Below are 15,406 nucleotides of genomic sequence, written 5' to 3'. Positions count from 1 at the left end.
TGGATCAGCGACAACCGGACGGAGACTGCCATGCAGCCGTTTCCCCTTGATCAGGCTTTTACGTTTCTGGAATCCGGGCCGGTAACGCTCGTGACCACGCATGACGGCAGACGCGACAATGTCATGACAATCACCTGGACCATGGTGCTGGATTTCGACGCGCGTTTCGCCATCACCACTGGTCCCTGGAATTACTCATGGGAAGCGATTGAGAAAACACGGGAATGTGTGCTCGCCATTCCATCCGCTGACATGCTCGACACTATCGTGGGGATTGGTCTCTGCTCTGGCAGGGATACGGACAAGTTCGAAAAATTCGGTCTTGCCCGCCGTAAGGCTGACAGGGTGAAAGCACCGCTTCTGACTGAATGTCTGGCGAACATCGAATGCCGCGTCATCGACATCATCGCGCCGTATGGCATCGTCATTCTTGAAGGGGTTGCGGTCCATGCCGACCCGCATCGCAAGGAACGCTCCCCCCTGCACGCTATTGGCGATGGCACCTTTGTGAGCGACGGGCCTGTACTGGATCGGCGCATGATGATGCGCCCGAAGCTACCACCGAGCGTCCTGACGCATAAATCATAACCCCCACATGATCATTCCCGTGGGGTCTGCCGCAGGCTGCGGTCGCGCTGGTGGGCGACGATCCCACGTTTGACTGCCGCGAAAATCTCTACTGGCAGAAAGCCCCACGCAAAACAGTCGGGTTGGTTGCGTGAGACGGGCCGCAGATCATAGCCGGGCCACACGAAACGGTTGAGTTCTGCGGTTATGATCCATGACGGTTCGTCATCCAGCCCAAGGCGTCGTTTGACGTTTGCAGGGAGAGCTACCGCATGTGGGTCGTCCGGTCTGGAATGGGTGATCGGTACGACATAAACTTGGTGGTCGCCGTCAGCATCGGCGGCAGCAACCACAATGGCACAGGGCCGTGCTTTCCGGCCTTCCTCGGCACCGGCGCGGTGCTGGTCATGCCAGAGATAGGAATAGGAAATGACCAGACCAGGCGCAGGTTCGGGAATAGACACGATGCGTGCTTATTGGCCCATGGTGTAGCGGTGCCCCTCGGGGATATCCGCTGCCTCGATCAGGGCAATCTCATGATCGTTGAGATCGGTCGCAGCGATGGCTTCGCGCTGGGCCTGCTTCAGGGCGTGAAAGGTCTGCGCCGAGATGATATAAACCGTCTCCCGACCATATTTCGTGACTTTCACCGGTTCGGTGAGCGCGCGGTCATGATAGGCGCCGAAATTCTTCTGCACATCGGATGAAGTGACTGTGGTGGACATCGGAGCGTCCTTCCTTTTTATCTATCATCCGTAAGATACGGATTTCTGTTCAGCGGTGCAAGGCTGGAAACCGCAACGCGCCAGTATTTCTTCGCTCCAGCCCGCTCTGGTACGATGAGTGCCAGATCCTGCTTGCGTCCCGGAAAATCCCGGTTCTCCGCTATCTCCCATGACAGGGGGAGGACTCGATGGACCAGCCGGGAACACATATCCAGTGGGGGCAGGCGCTCGTGGTCCTGTCCATGATCGTGCTGTCCTGGTGGGCGGCGACACAATGGACGGCCTGGAAACTGGCCTTCCAGCCGGAACTCGGCCGACCGTGGTTCACGGTCCTGCACCGCTGGCCGGTCTATGCCCCGCCGCTGTTTTTCTGGTGGTGGTACGAGTTCGACGCCTACGCGCCGGCGGTGTTCGCACACGGTGCCTGGATCGCGGGTTCCGGCGGGGTGCTGGCTTTTGCTGCGGCGGTCGCGCTGTCGGTCCATCGTGCCCGTGAAGCGATGCGGGCCGCGACCTACGGGTCCGCCCGCTGGGCCGAAGACGCGGAAATCCGCGCGGCGGGGCTGCTGGGTGAGGATGGCGTCGTGCTGGGTAAAAACCGGCGGGCCTATCTCCGGCATGATGGCCCCGAGCATGTCCTGATCTTCGCACCGACGCGCACCGGCAAGGGGGTGGGTATGGTGATCCCCACGCTCCTGACCTGGCCGGGCTCGGCCATTATCCATGACATCAAGGGCGAGAACTGGCAGATCACCGCTGGCTTCCGAAATCGCTTCGGGCGGGTGCTGCTGTTCGATCCCACCAATCCGGCCTCTTCTGCCTATAACCCGCTGCTGGAGGTCCGGCAGGGGGCGTCGGAGGTCCGCGACGTGCAGAACATCGCCGATATCCTGGTTGATCCCGAGGGTTCGCTGGAACGGCGGAATCATTGGGAGAAGACCTCCCATGCCCTGCTGGTCGGCGCGATCCTGCATGTGCTCTATGCCGAGGATGACAAGACCCTCGCCGGGGTGGCGAAATTCCTCTCCGACCCGAAGCGGTCGATCGAGGCGACCCTGTCCGCCATGATGCGCACGAACCATCTGGACGGGAAGGGGCCGCACCCCGTCGTGGCCTCGGCGGCACGGGAACTCCTGAACAAGTCCGACAACGAGCGCTCCGGCGTGCTGTCCACCGCCATGTCGTTTCTCGGTCTCTACCGTGATCCCGTGGTGGCGACGGTGACCAGTCGCTGTGAATGGCGGATCAGCGATCTGCTGGAGGGTGACCGGCCCGTCTCCCTGTATTTCGTCATCCCGCCTTCGGATATCAGCCGCACCAAACCGCTGATCCGCCTGATCCTCAACCAGATCGGGCGGCGGTTGACGGAGGATCTGTCCGGCCGGAAGGGACGGCGTCGCCTGCTGCTGATGCTCGATGAGTTTCCCGCTCTTGGCAGGCTGGATTTCTTTGAGAGCGCGCTGGCCTTCATGGCGGGCTACGGGATCAAGGCGTTCCTGATCGCGCAGTCCCTCAACCAGATCGACAAGGCTTACGGCCAGAACAACAGCATTCTCGACAATTGCCATGTCCGGGTCAGTTTCGCCACCAATGATGAACGGACCGCAAAGCGGGTGTCCGACGGGCTGGGCGTGGCGACCGAGATCCGGTCACAGAAGAACTATGCCGGACACCGGCTGTCGCCCTGGCTCGGGCATCTCATGGTTTCGCGTCAGGAGAGCGCGCGGCCTTTGATGACGGTGGGTGAGGTGATGCAGCTTCCGGCGCGGGATGAGGTGGTCATGGTGGCGGGTTGTCCCCCGATCCGGGCGCGGAAGGCGCGGTATTTCCGGGACCGCCGCTTCGTCGAGCGTGTCATTTCGCCACCCGATCCCGCACAATTACCTCGCCAGGTCCAGCCTGATGACTGGAGTGGACGCACGCTTCCAGTCACCCCGCCGCCGGACAAAAAGTCACCGTCACAATCGTCAGAAAATCCTGATGATGCGGACAGCGATGAATCCCTCGGCACAGGGCGGAAGTGGTCGCGCGAGCATGATCCGGCGGAGACCGGCAAACGCAAGCGGCGTGCGGCACCGGACCTTTTTGGTGAGGAACCGCCACAGGATCCAGAAGCGCGTGATCGTGCCGACCTGACGCGGATTGCCCGGCAGGCCGGGCTCGACCGTGGCAATGACCTTGGGTTGTGAGGGTGCAATGAGAATATCCCAGAAGAAGGCGCGGCTGTCGGTGTATCTGGAACCGAAACTGCTCGATGCCCTGACCGCGCACGCTACGCGGCGCGATCTCTCCCTTTCCCTGGTGGCGGAAGCGGCTATCGCATCCTTTCTGTCGCCCGATGCCGATGAGCGACGGGAAGCGGCGATGAGTCGCAGGCTGGACCGTCTTGACCGGCAGGTCGCCCGCATGGAGCGTGATCTCGGGATCAGCCTTGAGACGTTGGCTCTGTTCATCCGCTACTGGATGACGGTCAGCCCGCCCTTGCCGGAACCAGCGGCCGCTGCCGCGCGGGCACAGGGTGCGGAACGGTATGAAGCGTTCGTGGCTGCCCTTGGCCGACGACTCAGCCGGGGACCGGTCTTCCGGCAGGAAATTCCCGACGACGTGCCTCCAGCGCCAGAAACCTGATCCCGCAATCCGCAAGTAAAAACCGCATCCCCTACGATCCTGTACGATCGTAGGAAAATACTGTTGAAATCGGGAGAAAGCAGCACTCTCTAATTGTCCCCGTCGTTGTCCGGAAGGCCGGATGACCTGAACGGCCGGGGGCTTCCATGGTGGTTACATCCATTGAAAACGGTGCCCGACAGCGCGGCATATCCATGCTGCGCACGGCGATGGGGCCAGCGATTGGCCGGCACCTCGCTGATCCCGCGATCATCGAAGTGATGCTCAATCCCGATGGCAGGCTGTGGATTGACCGTCTGTCCGAGGGGCTGGGCGATACGGGCGACAGGATAACGCCAGTCGATGCCGAGCGCATCGTGCGACTGGTGGCCCATCACGTTGGAGCGGAGGTTCACGAGGCAGCTCCACGTGTGTCGGCGGAATTGCCGACCGGTGAGCGGTTCGAGGGATTGCTCTCACCCGTGGTGACGGCACCCAGCTTTGCGATCCGTAAACCCGCCGTCGCTGTGTTCACGCTCGACGATTATGTCGAAGCCGGGATCATGGCAGAAGGGCAGGCGGCATATCTGCGCCAGGCAATTGCTGACCGTAAAAATATTCTGGTCGCGGGGGGCACATCCACCGGCAAGACCACGCTGGTCAATGCCCTGCTGTCCGAGGTCGCGAAAACCGACGACCGGGTCGTGCTGATCGAGGATACGCGCGAACTGCAATGCCGGGCGCCCAATCTCGTATCGCTGCGCACCCGTGATGGTGTCGTCACGTTGTCCGAACTGGTCCGCTCAGCGCTACGGCTGCGCCCTGACCGTATTCCCATCGGCGAGGTGCGTGGCCCGGAGGCGCTCGACCTCCTCAAGGCGTGGGGCACGGGGCATCCCGGTGGGATTGGCACGCTGCATGCTGGCACCGCCATCGGCGCGCTGCATCGCATGGAGCAACTGATTCAGGAAATCGTCGTCACCGTTCCGCGCGCGCTGATCGCGGAAACCATCGATGTCATCGCCGTGCTTTCAGGACGCGGTACGGCGCGCCGCCTGTCCGAACTGGCAGAAATCGACGGCCTCGATCCCGTGACGGGAGCCTATCGCATCCGTCCGGTCAGCTTGCCCTCTTCCAAAACATCCAGCTCTGACAATGGAGAGTCATCATGATGCCGCCTTCACGTCTGCGCGCCATCGTGTGCGCTGTTGCACGTCCCGACCATCTCATGCCGGATATCCGCGTGTTCGGAACATCCATGCTTCTGTCGCTGGTTTTCGTGTCATCGGCCTGGGCGTCCGGCTCCGGCATGCCGTGGGAAAACCCGCTCAACGAGATTCTGGAATCCGTGCAGGGGCCAGTGGCCAAGATTGTCTCTGTGATCATCATCACCGTGACTGGTCTGACCCTGGCGTTCGGGGAAACATCCGGTGGCTTCCGTCGCCTGATCCAGATTGTCTTTGGACTCAGCATCGCTTTTGCCGCCAGCTCGTTTTTTCTGTCGTTCTTCTCCTTCTCCGGCGGAGCACTGATCTGATGGCCGCCGGATACGACGATGACGCGGTGCCGGGATTTCATGTCCCGGTGCATCGCTCGCTGACCGACCCGATCCTGCTGGGTGGGGCGCCCCGCGCCGTGGCGATTGCCAATGGCACGCTGGCGGCTGCGATCGCGCTGGGTCTGCGCCTCTGGCTGATCGGCGCGGCATTCTGGATCGTGGGGCACACGCTCGCGGTCTGGGGTGCGAAGCGTGATCCGTTGTTCATTGAGGTCGGGCGGCGGCATCTCCGCTACCCCGCCTGGCTGCGGGCATAGGGGGATCGGCCATGATGTCCCTTGGTGAATATCGCAATCGAAATTCTCTCCTGTCCGATTTCCTGCCCTGGGCCGCGCTGGTCGAAAAGGGCGTTGTCCTGAACAAGGACGGTTCTTTTCAGCGTACCGCAAAAATACGCGGTCCTGATCTGGATAGTGCCACGCTAGCGGAACTGGTCGGTGTGACCGGGCGCCTGAACAACGCCCTGCGACGTCTTGGTTCCGGCTGGGCGGTGTTCGTGGAAGCGCAGCGTGTGCCTGCCACGATCTACCCGGAAAGCGATTTTCCCGATGCGGCCAGTCAGATGGTTGATCTGGAACGCCGGGAGCAGTTCGAGGATGAGGGCGCGCATTTCGAAAGCCGGTATTTCCTCACCCTGGTGTGGTTGCCCCCGGCTGAATCTTCCGACCGGGCCGCGCGGTTTCTTTATGAGGGCAGGGAGCGCGAGGGGCCGGACCCGCATGGCATGCTTCACTCGTTCGTGGACCGCACGGATCGGATGCTGGCCCTGCTCGACGGATTTATGCCCGAGGCGGCATGGCTCAATGACGGCGAGACGCTCACTTATCTGCACAGCACCATTTCCACCCGAAACCAGCGTGTCCGGGTGCCGGAAATCCCCATGCATCTGGACGCCCTGCTAGTGGATCAGTCGCTGTCGGGCGGTCTGGAGCCGAAGCTCGGCGATGCCTTCCTCAAGACGCTAACCATCACAGGCTTCCCGAGCCGGACCTTCCCCGGAATTCTGGACGACCTCAACCGGCTGGCGATGCCCTATCGCTGGTCCACCCGCGCCATCCTTCTGGACAAGACCGATGCCACCAAGGTTCTGACGAAAATCCGGCGTCAGTGGTTCGCAAAACGCAAGAGTATCGCGGCCATTGTCAGGGAAGTAATGACCAACGAAGCGTCGGTGCTGGTGGACAACGATGCCGCCAATAAGGCGGCCGATGCCGATCTGGCCTTGCAGTCCCTCGGTGCCGACGAGGTGGGGCAGGCCTACATTACCGCGACCGTGACGGTCTGGGACGGCTCTGCCTCCATCGCGGCCGAAAAGCTCCGGCTGGTCGAGAAGATCATCCAGGGCCGTGACTTTACCTGCATGACGGAAAGTCTGAATGCGGTAGAAGCCTGGCTCGGGAGCCTGCCCGGCCATGTTTACGCCAATGTCCGTCAGCCTCCGGTCTCGACGTTGAACCTCGCGCATATGATCCCGCTCTCCGCTGTGTGGGCAGGGCCGGACCGGGATGGGCATTTCAAGGCGCCGCCGCTGTTTTACGGCAGGACCGCTGGAGCCACGCCGTTCCGGTTTTCTCTCCATGCCAGCGATGTGGGTCATACGCTGATCGCGGGACCGACTGGCGCTGGCAAATCTGTCCTGCTGGCGCTGATGGCGCTCCAGTTTCGCCGGTATGTGGGCGCGCAGATCTTCGCCTTCGATTTCGGTGGCTCCATGCGGGCGGCAACACTTGGTATGGGTGGTGACTGGCATGACCTCGGCGGTGGGCTGACGGATGATCATCCATCGGGAGAACAGGGCAGCGGCGTCTCACTCCAGCCACTCGCCGGGATTGACGACCCGGACGAGCGCAAATGGGCCAGTGAATGGCTGGGAGAGATCCTGGTCGGTGAAGGGGTAATGCTTACCCCGGAGGTGAAGTCCTACCTCTGGTCAGCGCTGAATTCCCTGGCGTCCTCACCCTTGCAGGAACGCACCCTATCTGGACTGGTGGCATTGCTCCAGTCCAACGCGCTGAAACAGGCGCTGGCCCCGTACTGCCTAGGTGGTCCCTATGGGCGTCTGTTGGATGCGGACGCCGAGCGACTGGGCGATGCCGATGTGGTGGTGTTCGAGACCGAGGGGCTGATTGGTTCCGGCGCGGCATCTTCCGTTCTGTCTTATCTGTTCCACCGCATCGAAGGCCGTCTGGACGGTCGCCCGACGTTGCTGGTCATCGACGAGGGATGGCTCGTTCTGGATGACGGAAACTTCGCCGGCCAATTGCGAGAATGGCTGAAAACCCTGCGCAAAAAGAATGCGTCGGTGATTTTCGCGACCCAGTCCCTGTCTGACATCGCCAATTCACCTATTGCGCCTGTGGTGGTGGAAAGTTGCCCCACGCGGATTTTCCTCCCCAACGAGCGCGCCATCGAGCCGCAGATCATGGCGATTTATCGCGACTTTGGTCTAAATGACCGCCAGATCGCCATCATCGCCCGCGCGGCCTCGAAGCGGGAATATTACTGCCAGACCCAGCGCGGCAACCGGCTGTTCGAACTCGGCCTCGGTCCGGTGGCGCTGGCGTTGTGCGCGGCATCCGGCAAGGACGACCACAGGCTGATCGATGCGGTGCTGGAGGAACACGGGCGTGACGGCTTTCTGCCGGCCTGGTTCGAGGCGCGTGGTGTGTCATGGGCGGCTGACCTTCTGCGGGACGGACGCTTGTCATGATGGACAGGTTCAGCCGCCACAGGGGCACTGCAATTCTCCCGATTGCTCTGGCTGTGGGTGTTGGGGCGATGCCGGTGCTACCGGCTCACGCCCAGTGGGCGGTGTATGACGGGGCGAACCACGTCCAGAACGTGCTGATCGCGGCCCGCACGCTTCAGCAGATCGACAACCAGATCACGTCACTGGCCAATCAGGCCCAGATGCTGGTCAACCAGGCGAAGAACCTCACGAGCCTGCCGCTTTCGACCCTGTCCACGCTGCAATCGACGATTTCCCAGACTACGGCACTCCTCGCGCAGGCGCAGAATATTGCCTACAGCGTGCAATCGGTCGAGCAGCAGTATCAGCAGGCGTACACATCTGTCTCGTCGGGTATGTCTGACAGCGCCCTGTTTTCTCAGGCGCAGACACGCTGGCAGAATTCTGTCGGCGGGTTCGAGGATGCCCTGAAGCTGCAGGCGCGGGTGGTAGGGAACATCCCCAGCGACAGTTCGGCCATGACCCAGCTCGTGTCCGCCAGCCAGACCTCCACGGGAGCCTTGCAGGCGGCTCAGGCCGGGAACCAGCTTCTCGCCCTGCAATCCCGGCAACTGTCCGACATTCAGGCTGAACTCGCCGCCAATGGCCGCGCCACCGCCCTGCAACAGGCGCGCGAGGCCGCCACGGAAGCCGAAAGCGCGGCGCAGTATCAGCATTTCTCCCAGCATGACGCCTACGTGCCCGGCACCGTGTCCATGTTCGGCAGCAGCGGGAACTGACCGCCATGGCGATGAGCGACGTTGGCGTTATCGATACCTTCCTGAACACTTTCACCACCACCATCGACAGTGGGTTCGGTCTGGTGAAAGGGAACGTGATCTCTCTGGCCGGAACGCTGTCGGTGCTGGATATCGCCCTTGCCGGGCTGTTCTGGGCGTGGGCTGCGGATGAGGACATCATCCAGCGTCTGGTCAAGAAGACGCTGTATATCGGGTTCTTCGCCTGGATCATCAACGATTTCGATGCGCTCTCGAAGATCGTTTTCGACAGTTTTGCGGCTCTCGGTCTGAAAGCCAGCGGTGGTACGCTGGCACTTTCGGATTTCCTGCGTCCCGGCCGCCTGGCCTCGACCGGTTTCGATGCAGCCCAGCCGCTTCTGGACTCTGTCCACAATCTGCTTGGTCCAGTCGCCTTCTTTACGAATTTCATCCAGATCTTCGTGCTGTGCCTGTCCTGGCTGATCGTGCTGGCGGCATTCTTCATTCTGGCGGTTCAGCTCTTTGTCGCCCTGATCGAATTCAAGCTGACGACGCTGGCAGGCTTCGTGCTGATCCCCTTCGCCCTGTTCAATCGCACCGCCTTTCTGGCGGAGAAGGTGCTGGGCAATGTCGTGTCCTCGGGTGTGAAGATCATGGTGCTGGCGGTCATTTCCGCCATCGCCTCCGTGCTCTTCAGGCAGTTTGCGACGTCTTATGGCGATGCTGCTCCCACGGTTGGACAGGCGACCTCGGTGGTGCTGGCTTCTCTGGCAATTGTCGGCCTGTCCATTTTTGGCGGCAGTATTGCCAACGGTCTGATCTCCGGCGCACCCCAGCTTGGGGCAGGGGCCGCTGTCGGCACTGGCATGGCGGTGGGCGCCATGGGTGCTGCTGCCGTAGCGGGCGTTGGAGCCGTCGCTTCTGGCGGTGCCGCAGCTATCGGTGCAACCGCCGCTGCCGCACGTGGCGGGGCTGCGATCGCCGGGGCCGCCACGTCCGCCTATTCGGCCGGGGCGGCCGGCACCTCTGGCGGCGCGGGCAGCATGGCGGCCGGGATCGGAGGCATGGGCCGGGCTGTCGGCGGGAATATCGCGAATGCCGCCAAAGGGGCGGCCTCGCGTGCAGGTTCATCTCTCAAGGAAAGCTACGCCGCCGGCGGACGCTGGGCCGCGCGCGGGATGGGGGGCGACAGTCCAACGGGCGATGGCGGTGACGGCAGTTCATCCGGTGGTGGTGACCCCACGGGTGGCGGCCCCGCCGGTTCTGGTCCGTCTGGTCCCGACGGTGGTGGCAGTTCCGGTCCGACAACCGGCGGCGAGCCACCCCGCTGGGCACGGAACATGAAACGTCGCAATGCCGCAGCCCATGCCGCCGAGGCGGCTCATGTCATCCGCTCCGCCGATGGCGGAGGCGGGTCGGCATCCATCGACCTCTCGGAGAAAGAATGATGTTCCGTCGCTCCACCACACGCTACGGGACCACGCCCGAGCCCGTGACACCCTATCAGAAAGCGGCACAGATATGGGACGAGCGCATCGGCTCCGCCCGTGTGCAGGCCCGCAACTGGCGGCTGACGGCCTTCGGTAGCCTTTTCTTATCTGCGGGCCTTGGGGGCGGACTGATCTGGCAGTCCGCGCGCGGCACGATTGTGCCGTGGGTCGTGCAGGTCGACCGTCTGGGGGAAGCGCAGGTCGTGGCTCCGGCGACAGCGGGTTATACGCCCGCCGATCCACAGATCGCGTGGTATCTGGCGCAGTTCATTGGAGACGTCCGTGGTCTGTCGTCCGATGCCGTTGTGGTCCGGCACAACTGGCTACGGGCCTATGATTTCACCACCACGTCCGGTGCTGTGGCGCTGAACGACTATGCCCGTCTCAACGATCCCTTCTCACGCATAGGGCATGAGCAGGTCGAGGTGGACATCGCCTCGGTGATCCGCGCCTCGTCTGACAGTTTCCGTGTCGCCTGGACCGAGCGTCATTATCGCGATGGGGCTTTTGTGGGCACCGAACGCTGGACCGCCATCGTGTCCATCGTGCTGCGCACGCCTCGCGATGCGGATCATCTGCGTAAAAATCCCCTCGGCATCTACGTCTCCGCCATCAACTGGTCGAAGGAGCTTGGTCAATGATCCGTCGTGCGCTTCGTGTTCTGCCACTGCTGGTCCTGTCTCTGGCGGGCTGCGCGCAGCAGTATCACCCGCCTGTCATCCGTTATGACGATGCCGCACGCGCAACGAGACTTCCCGATCCACCGAAGCCGGTTCAGGTGGTTGAAGTCCCCAGACCGCTTCCCTTGCCGGGGCAACTCAAGCCGCTGCCAGCCCGACGTGTGATCCATCCACCAGCGGACGTTCCTGATCCGACCGTGCGCGTGACCCAGGCCAATCTGGCTGCGCGCATCCAGCCCACGCGCGCCGGGTTCATCAACGCGGTGCAGGTCTATCCCTATTCTCCGGGCGCACTCTATCAGGTCTACACCGCGCCCGGTGAGATTACCGATATCATGCTCCAGCAGGGAGAGAAGCTGGTGGGCACGGGGCCGGTCGCCGCCGGGGATACGGTACGCTGGATCATCGGGGATACAGAAAGCGGGGCAGGGACGACCAAACGCATCCATATTCTGGTCAAACCCACGCGGCCCGATCTGACCACCAACCTGATCGTCAACACGGACCGGCGCACCTATCTGGCCGAACTGCACTCCACCCCCGCGACCTACATGGCGTCGGTATCGTGGAATTACCCCGAGGATGACCTGATCGCCCTGCACCGGCAGGACAGCGCTGCCGATGACGAGGCGCCCATTGAAACGGGGCTCACTCTCGACGCCCTGAATTTCCGCTACGCCATCCAGCCGGTGAAAGGCGGGACACCGCCCTGGCTTCCCAGCCGAGCGTTCGATGATGGTCACAAGGTCTATATCGCCTTTCCATCGGGGATAGGGCAGGGGGAACTGCCGCCGCTCTTCGTGCTGGGAGCCGATGGCGGGCCGGAACTGGTCAATTACCGGGTCCGACAGAACTGGATGATCGTAGATCGGTTGTTTGCCGCTGCCGAACTGCGCTTGGGAGACAAACACTCCGAGCAGCGTGTGCGGATCGTGCGCACCGATGGACGGCACTCATGACGGACGGGCAGGAAGAAGAACGGGATGACAGGGGTGATGGCAGCACGGAAAACGTGCCCCCTGCGGCCCCGCCGTCACCACCCGATCTGCGGCTGCGGGCGGAACGCCCGCGTGTGGTGCGGCTGTCGCGCACCGTCGTCTGGTCGTTGGGAGGTGTCGCCATGATCGCGGTGGCGTTTGCTCTGGGCTATGCGCTGGAAAGCAGCCATCACGCTCCCCCCTCGACGGAGGTGCAGGACACGGATGCGCATTCGTCCGCTGATGGTCTGGCCGTGCTGCCGTCCGACTATGTCGGCAAGGATGTGCCGAAGCTGGGACCAGCGCTGCCCGGTGATCTGGGGCATACCATCCTGAAAGCACAGGAGCAGGGAAAGGTCGCGTCCGGGGGCGATGATCGCCGCGCCGCGCAGGAGATGGAGGCTGCGATCGCCAGCAAATTGTTCGTGCAGACGGGGGACCGGAACCGGGGCAACGAACAGGCTGCTCCGTCCACATCGGGTGCCTCTGCCTCCCAGACAAACCCGTCTCCCGCGACCGACGCACAATCTGGCAACCGTGCCTTTCTGGCGGGACAGCCCGACCGCATGACCGTCAGCCCGGATCGTATCATGCCCCCGGCCTCACCCTACGTCCTGCAGGCAGGCACCGTGATCGCGGGGGCGTTGAACACCAAAATCAGTTCCGACCTACCGGGTCAGATTACCGGCCATGTGACACAGAACGTCTATGACAGCCCGACCGGCCGCTATCTGCTGATCCCGCAGGGGAGCCTGCTGTTCGGGGCGTATAATAGTGGCATTTCTTTCGGACAGCAGCGGACCCAGATCATCTGGACCCGGCTGATTTTCCCGAACAGTGACAGCCTCGTGCTGGAAAAGCTGCCGGGTGGCGACGCCATCGGCCAGTCCGGCCTGTCCGATGAGGTGAACAACCACTGGGGCCAGCTCTTCAAGGCCGCCATCGTGACCACGCTTCTGAGCGTCGGATCAGAGGCCGGAACCAGCCAGAGCGAGAACAATCTGGCCCAGGCCATCCGTTCCGGGGCCAGCAATGGCTTCTCGATGGTTGGCAACCGGCTGGTCGACCGCAGCTTGGATGTGCCGCCGACCCTTACCGATCGGCCGGGGCTGCCATTCACTGTCGTCCTCAACCGCGACCTTGTCCTGAAACCCTGGCACGCAAAGGAGCACGCCCCATGACAACCCTGCGCATCACCGAAATTCCTGATGACCGACCCGTGCGTGTTACGGTCCAGCTTCCTGCTGATCTGCATCGCGATCTGTTGGCCTATGCAGCGATGGTGCGTGACAATGGACGTCCTGCCGATCCGATAAAACTCCTGCCCCATATGATCCGGGCATTCATAGGTTCTGATCGGGTATTCCAGAAAGCTCGGCGTGATCGAACAGTATCAGGTGTTACAGTGCCCGACGGGCATCTTCCAGCGCGGTAAGGATACGTCGGGTCACGGGCGAGCACCTGTCTCTTCTGGAGATGACACCGTAATCCAGATGTGGTCGGCCATCACCATCCACGATATCCACCGCTACGATCTGTTTTTTCATGGCATCTGGAAGAAAGGCGAGCCACGCATCTGGAAGGAGGGCAATCCCTTCGCCATTGGCGACCAGGGCGATAACGCGCAGACTGCCAATATCATGATGGTGAATAATGGGATGCGCCCCAGCCTGGTTCATGCGACCTTTCAGAAGGGTATGTAGTTCATGCCCGGCATTGTCCGTTCCGATCAGGAATGTCTCGCCAGCGAGAACTGTCCATCGGACGGAAGGTCGGTCCGCCAGAAAATGTCCGACTGGCACGACCACCACAATCCGGTCACTCCACAACGGCGTTATTGCCAGCACAGTGTCCATCGAAGGAAGGGTCGTAATGGCCATGTCCAGAAAATCCATTTCCACGAGGTGACTCAGAAACTCGCAGGTGCCCTCGCGATAACGGAAGGCAATGTCGGGCTGATGATGCCGACAGGGTTCCAGCAGGGCTGACGCCCGACCCGGCGGAATGCAGCTTTCGATGCCGATGTTTACTAACCCGTGCTCCCCATTCCCCCAGCGTCGTGTCTGTTCGTAGAGGCTCAGCGAGCCATCAAGAAGATCATTTGCTTTCTGGAGAAAAGCTGTCCCGGCGGGTGTCAGTGTCGCGCCACTCGGCGAGCGCAGGAAAAGACACGCTCCGATGCGTCCCTCCAGCAGGTGGAGGGTACGGCTGAGTGCAGATTGTTTGTATCCCAGAGCGCGGGCCGCCCCGTGAATGCTCCCATGAACCGCGATTGCGCGGACGATCCATAATTCACGTAACTCAAAGGGCGGTCGACGCATGATGGTTCACAGTCTGGCCGTGCCGCCGAGAGCGTAGAATATTCCGTGGCTTATACGAGTGGCGCAGCATCAGCGTTGCTTTGTGGATTTATGCTCACGTACTTGCAGGCTCGTGATGCATCGTCACGATCATCCATATGATGGACGATGTGTCTGAAGAGGGAGAGCCGACTGCAATACACATTCGGCCGGGGGTTCGTGGTCCGTTATGGTTCCCATCCAAAGCAGTCTCATGGTGTTTCCCTGTGAGGCGAAATCGAAATTTCATGCTCGATAGAGACAGGACGATTCCCGGCAAAAAATATTCAGAAAAACAGGCAGGACGGACAGCGAAGCTGACCCATTCACAAAGTCAGTTGCGGAAATCCTGTCCTTCCCGTATGGGGAAATGAGAACCGTTCTTAAATACATCTTCATGCCCGCCAGATATCAGGGACGGAGATGGACCGAAGCGGGGAAGGAGCCCCGAGGCAGTGCCGCGTGACAGAAAGTTTCTGGCCTTATACGCCGCCCACCGTAATGCCCTGCTGAATTACGCGAGCACCATCACCGGTGATCGCGTGAACGCGGAAGACGTGGTGCAGGAAGCCTGGGTACGATGTGCTGCTGCTGTCGCGCCACGGGAAAACCCGCTGAGCTATCTGTATCGCGTCGTGCGTAACCTGGCCATTGATGGGCGTCGCAAGGCCGATCTGGAACGTCGACGCCATGACGCCGGTGACACTGATCGGATTAACCAGATTGCGGAAGACAGGGCGTCCCCCGAGGCCGAACTGGTGGCCCGGGATAATATCCGTCGTCTTCAGGACGCCCTTGCGGAACTACCCGAACGCACCCGCCGTGCGGTCGAGCTTTATCGACTGGGCAACCATACCTATAAGGAAGTCTCTGAACAGCTTGGCATTTCTGTCGGGCTCGCCCATGCCCTTGTCCTGGATGGGCTTGAGCACTGTCGTAAGCGCCTTGGCGGCATTGAATAAGTTCATATGCATTTATTTTTTGAAAATACGCATCATTCAGTTCGTCTATATGGC

At 61.7% G+C, this 15,406-nt stretch carries 17 protein-coding genes; 14 read left to right on the top strand and 3 right to left on the bottom strand.

Going from position 1 to position 15,406, the window contains the following annotated elements; translation table 11 throughout:
• Window positions 1-30: 30 nt before the first annotated feature.
• The gene (locus PY793_RS10745; protein WP_275178056.1) at window positions 31-588 is read left to right on the top strand and encodes a flavin reductase family protein; all 558 of its coding nucleotides are present in this window, start codon (window positions 31-33) and stop codon (window positions 586-588) included.
• Between the two features lie 11 nt (window positions 589-599).
• On the opposite strand, the gene PY793_RS10740 is transcribed toward PY793_RS10745, so the two are convergent.
• Both PY793_RS10740 and PY793_RS10735 read right to left on the bottom strand, forming a co-directional pair.
• Window positions 600-1,031 (bottom strand): hypothetical protein, encoded by a 432-nt coding sequence (locus PY793_RS10740; protein ID WP_275178055.1) that lies wholly within the window; start codon window positions 1,029-1,031, stop codon window positions 600-602.
• 9 nt (window positions 1,032-1,040) lie between these two features.
• A complete protein-coding gene (locus PY793_RS10735; RefSeq protein WP_275178054.1) occupies window positions 1,041-1,292 on the bottom strand; it encodes a type II toxin-antitoxin system Phd/YefM family antitoxin in 252 nt (83 codons plus the stop codon).
• Window positions 1,293-1,480: 188 nt separating this feature from the next.
• Here PY793_RS10735 and PY793_RS10730 point away from each other — a divergent pair, with 188 nt between their 5' ends.
• The 12 genes from PY793_RS10730 to PY793_RS10675 all read left to right on the top strand — a co-directional run bounded on the left by PY793_RS10730 (window position 1,481) and on the right by PY793_RS10675 (window position 13,486).
• The gene (locus tag PY793_RS10730; RefSeq protein WP_275178053.1) at window positions 1,481-3,481 is read left to right on the top strand and encodes a conjugal transfer protein TraG; all 2,001 of its coding nucleotides are present in this window, start codon (window positions 1,481-1,483) and stop codon (window positions 3,479-3,481) included.
• A 7-nt stretch (window positions 3,482-3,488) separates the two neighbouring features.
• Window positions 3,489-3,920: a CopG family transcriptional regulator gene (locus PY793_RS10725; protein WP_253519108.1), complete on the top strand. Its 432-nt coding sequence runs from the start codon at window positions 3,489-3,491 to the stop codon at window positions 3,918-3,920.
• Between the two features lie 146 nt (window positions 3,921-4,066).
• Complete coding sequence (trbB, locus tag PY793_RS10720) at window positions 4,067-5,071, top strand: P-type conjugative transfer ATPase TrbB (RefSeq protein ID WP_275178052.1); 1,005 nt, start codon at window positions 4,067-4,069, stop codon at window positions 5,069-5,071.
• Window positions 5,068-5,436 (top strand): TrbC/VirB2 family type IV secretion system protein, encoded by a 369-nt coding sequence (locus PY793_RS10715; protein ID WP_275178051.1) that lies wholly within the window; start codon window positions 5,068-5,070, stop codon window positions 5,434-5,436. Before trbB ends, PY793_RS10715 begins: the two co-directional genes overlap by 4 nt.
• Entirely contained in the window at window positions 5,436-5,714 is a 279-nt protein-coding gene (locus tag PY793_RS10710) for a VirB3 family type IV secretion system protein (protein ID WP_122049981.1), read from the top strand. The genes PY793_RS10715 and PY793_RS10710 overlap by 1 nt, the downstream gene beginning before the upstream one ends.
• A gap of 11 nt (window positions 5,715-5,725) precedes the next feature.
• Entirely contained in the window at window positions 5,726-8,167 is a 2,442-nt protein-coding gene (trbE, locus tag PY793_RS10705; RefSeq protein WP_275178050.1) for a conjugal transfer protein TrbE, read from the top strand.
• Window positions 8,164-8,925 (top strand): P-type conjugative transfer protein TrbJ, encoded by a 762-nt coding sequence (gene trbJ / locus PY793_RS10700; protein ID WP_408744702.1) that lies wholly within the window; start codon window positions 8,164-8,166, stop codon window positions 8,923-8,925. Before trbE ends, trbJ begins: the two co-directional genes overlap by 4 nt.
• A 5-nt stretch (window positions 8,926-8,930) precedes the next feature.
• Entirely contained in the window at window positions 8,931-10,352 is a 1,422-nt protein-coding gene (gene trbL / locus PY793_RS10695) for a P-type conjugative transfer protein TrbL (RefSeq protein ID WP_275178049.1), read from the top strand.
• On the top strand, window positions 10,352-11,035 hold the full coding sequence (trbF, locus tag PY793_RS10690) for a conjugal transfer protein TrbF (protein ID WP_275178078.1): 684 nt from the start codon (window positions 10,352-10,354) through the stop codon (window positions 11,033-11,035). Before trbL ends, trbF begins: the two co-directional genes overlap by 1 nt.
• Complete coding sequence (gene trbG, locus PY793_RS10685; RefSeq protein ID WP_275178048.1) at window positions 11,032-12,033, top strand: P-type conjugative transfer protein TrbG; 1,002 nt, start codon at window positions 11,032-11,034, stop codon at window positions 12,031-12,033. Before trbF ends, trbG begins: the two co-directional genes overlap by 4 nt.
• Window positions 12,030-13,232 (top strand): TraB/TrbI/VirB10 family type IV secretion system protein, encoded by a 1,203-nt coding sequence (locus PY793_RS10680; protein WP_275178047.1) that lies wholly within the window; start codon window positions 12,030-12,032, stop codon window positions 13,230-13,232. Before trbG ends, PY793_RS10680 begins: the two co-directional genes overlap by 4 nt.
• Window positions 13,229-13,486: a DUF2274 domain-containing protein gene (locus tag PY793_RS10675; RefSeq protein WP_166116129.1), complete on the top strand. Its 258-nt coding sequence runs from the start codon at window positions 13,229-13,231 to the stop codon at window positions 13,484-13,486. Before PY793_RS10680 ends, PY793_RS10675 begins: the two co-directional genes overlap by 4 nt.
• Here PY793_RS10675 and PY793_RS10670 read toward each other — a convergent pair.
• Window positions 13,452-14,372: a LysR family transcriptional regulator gene (locus tag PY793_RS10670; RefSeq protein WP_275178046.1), complete on the bottom strand. Its 921-nt coding sequence runs from the start codon at window positions 14,370-14,372 to the stop codon at window positions 13,452-13,454. The two genes, PY793_RS10675 and PY793_RS10670, sit on opposite strands and share 35 nt — an antisense overlap.
• Before the next feature lie 473 nt (window positions 14,373-14,845).
• Here PY793_RS10670 and PY793_RS10665 point away from each other — a divergent pair, with 473 nt between their 5' ends.
• Window positions 14,846-15,352: a sigma-70 family RNA polymerase sigma factor gene (locus PY793_RS10665; protein ID WP_035352117.1), complete on the top strand. Its 507-nt coding sequence runs from the start codon at window positions 14,846-14,848 to the stop codon at window positions 15,350-15,352.
• The last annotated feature ends 54 nt before the right edge of the window (window positions 15,353-15,406 follow it).

Origin of the sequence: Acetobacter fabarum (assembly GCF_029069195.1) — a bacterium.
Classification (GTDB): Bacteria; Pseudomonadota; Alphaproteobacteria; order Acetobacterales; family Acetobacteraceae; genus Acetobacter; species Acetobacter fabarum_A.
The sequence above is the reverse complement of the archived record's forward strand: the minus strand, read 5'-3'. Positions and strand labels throughout refer to the sequence as shown.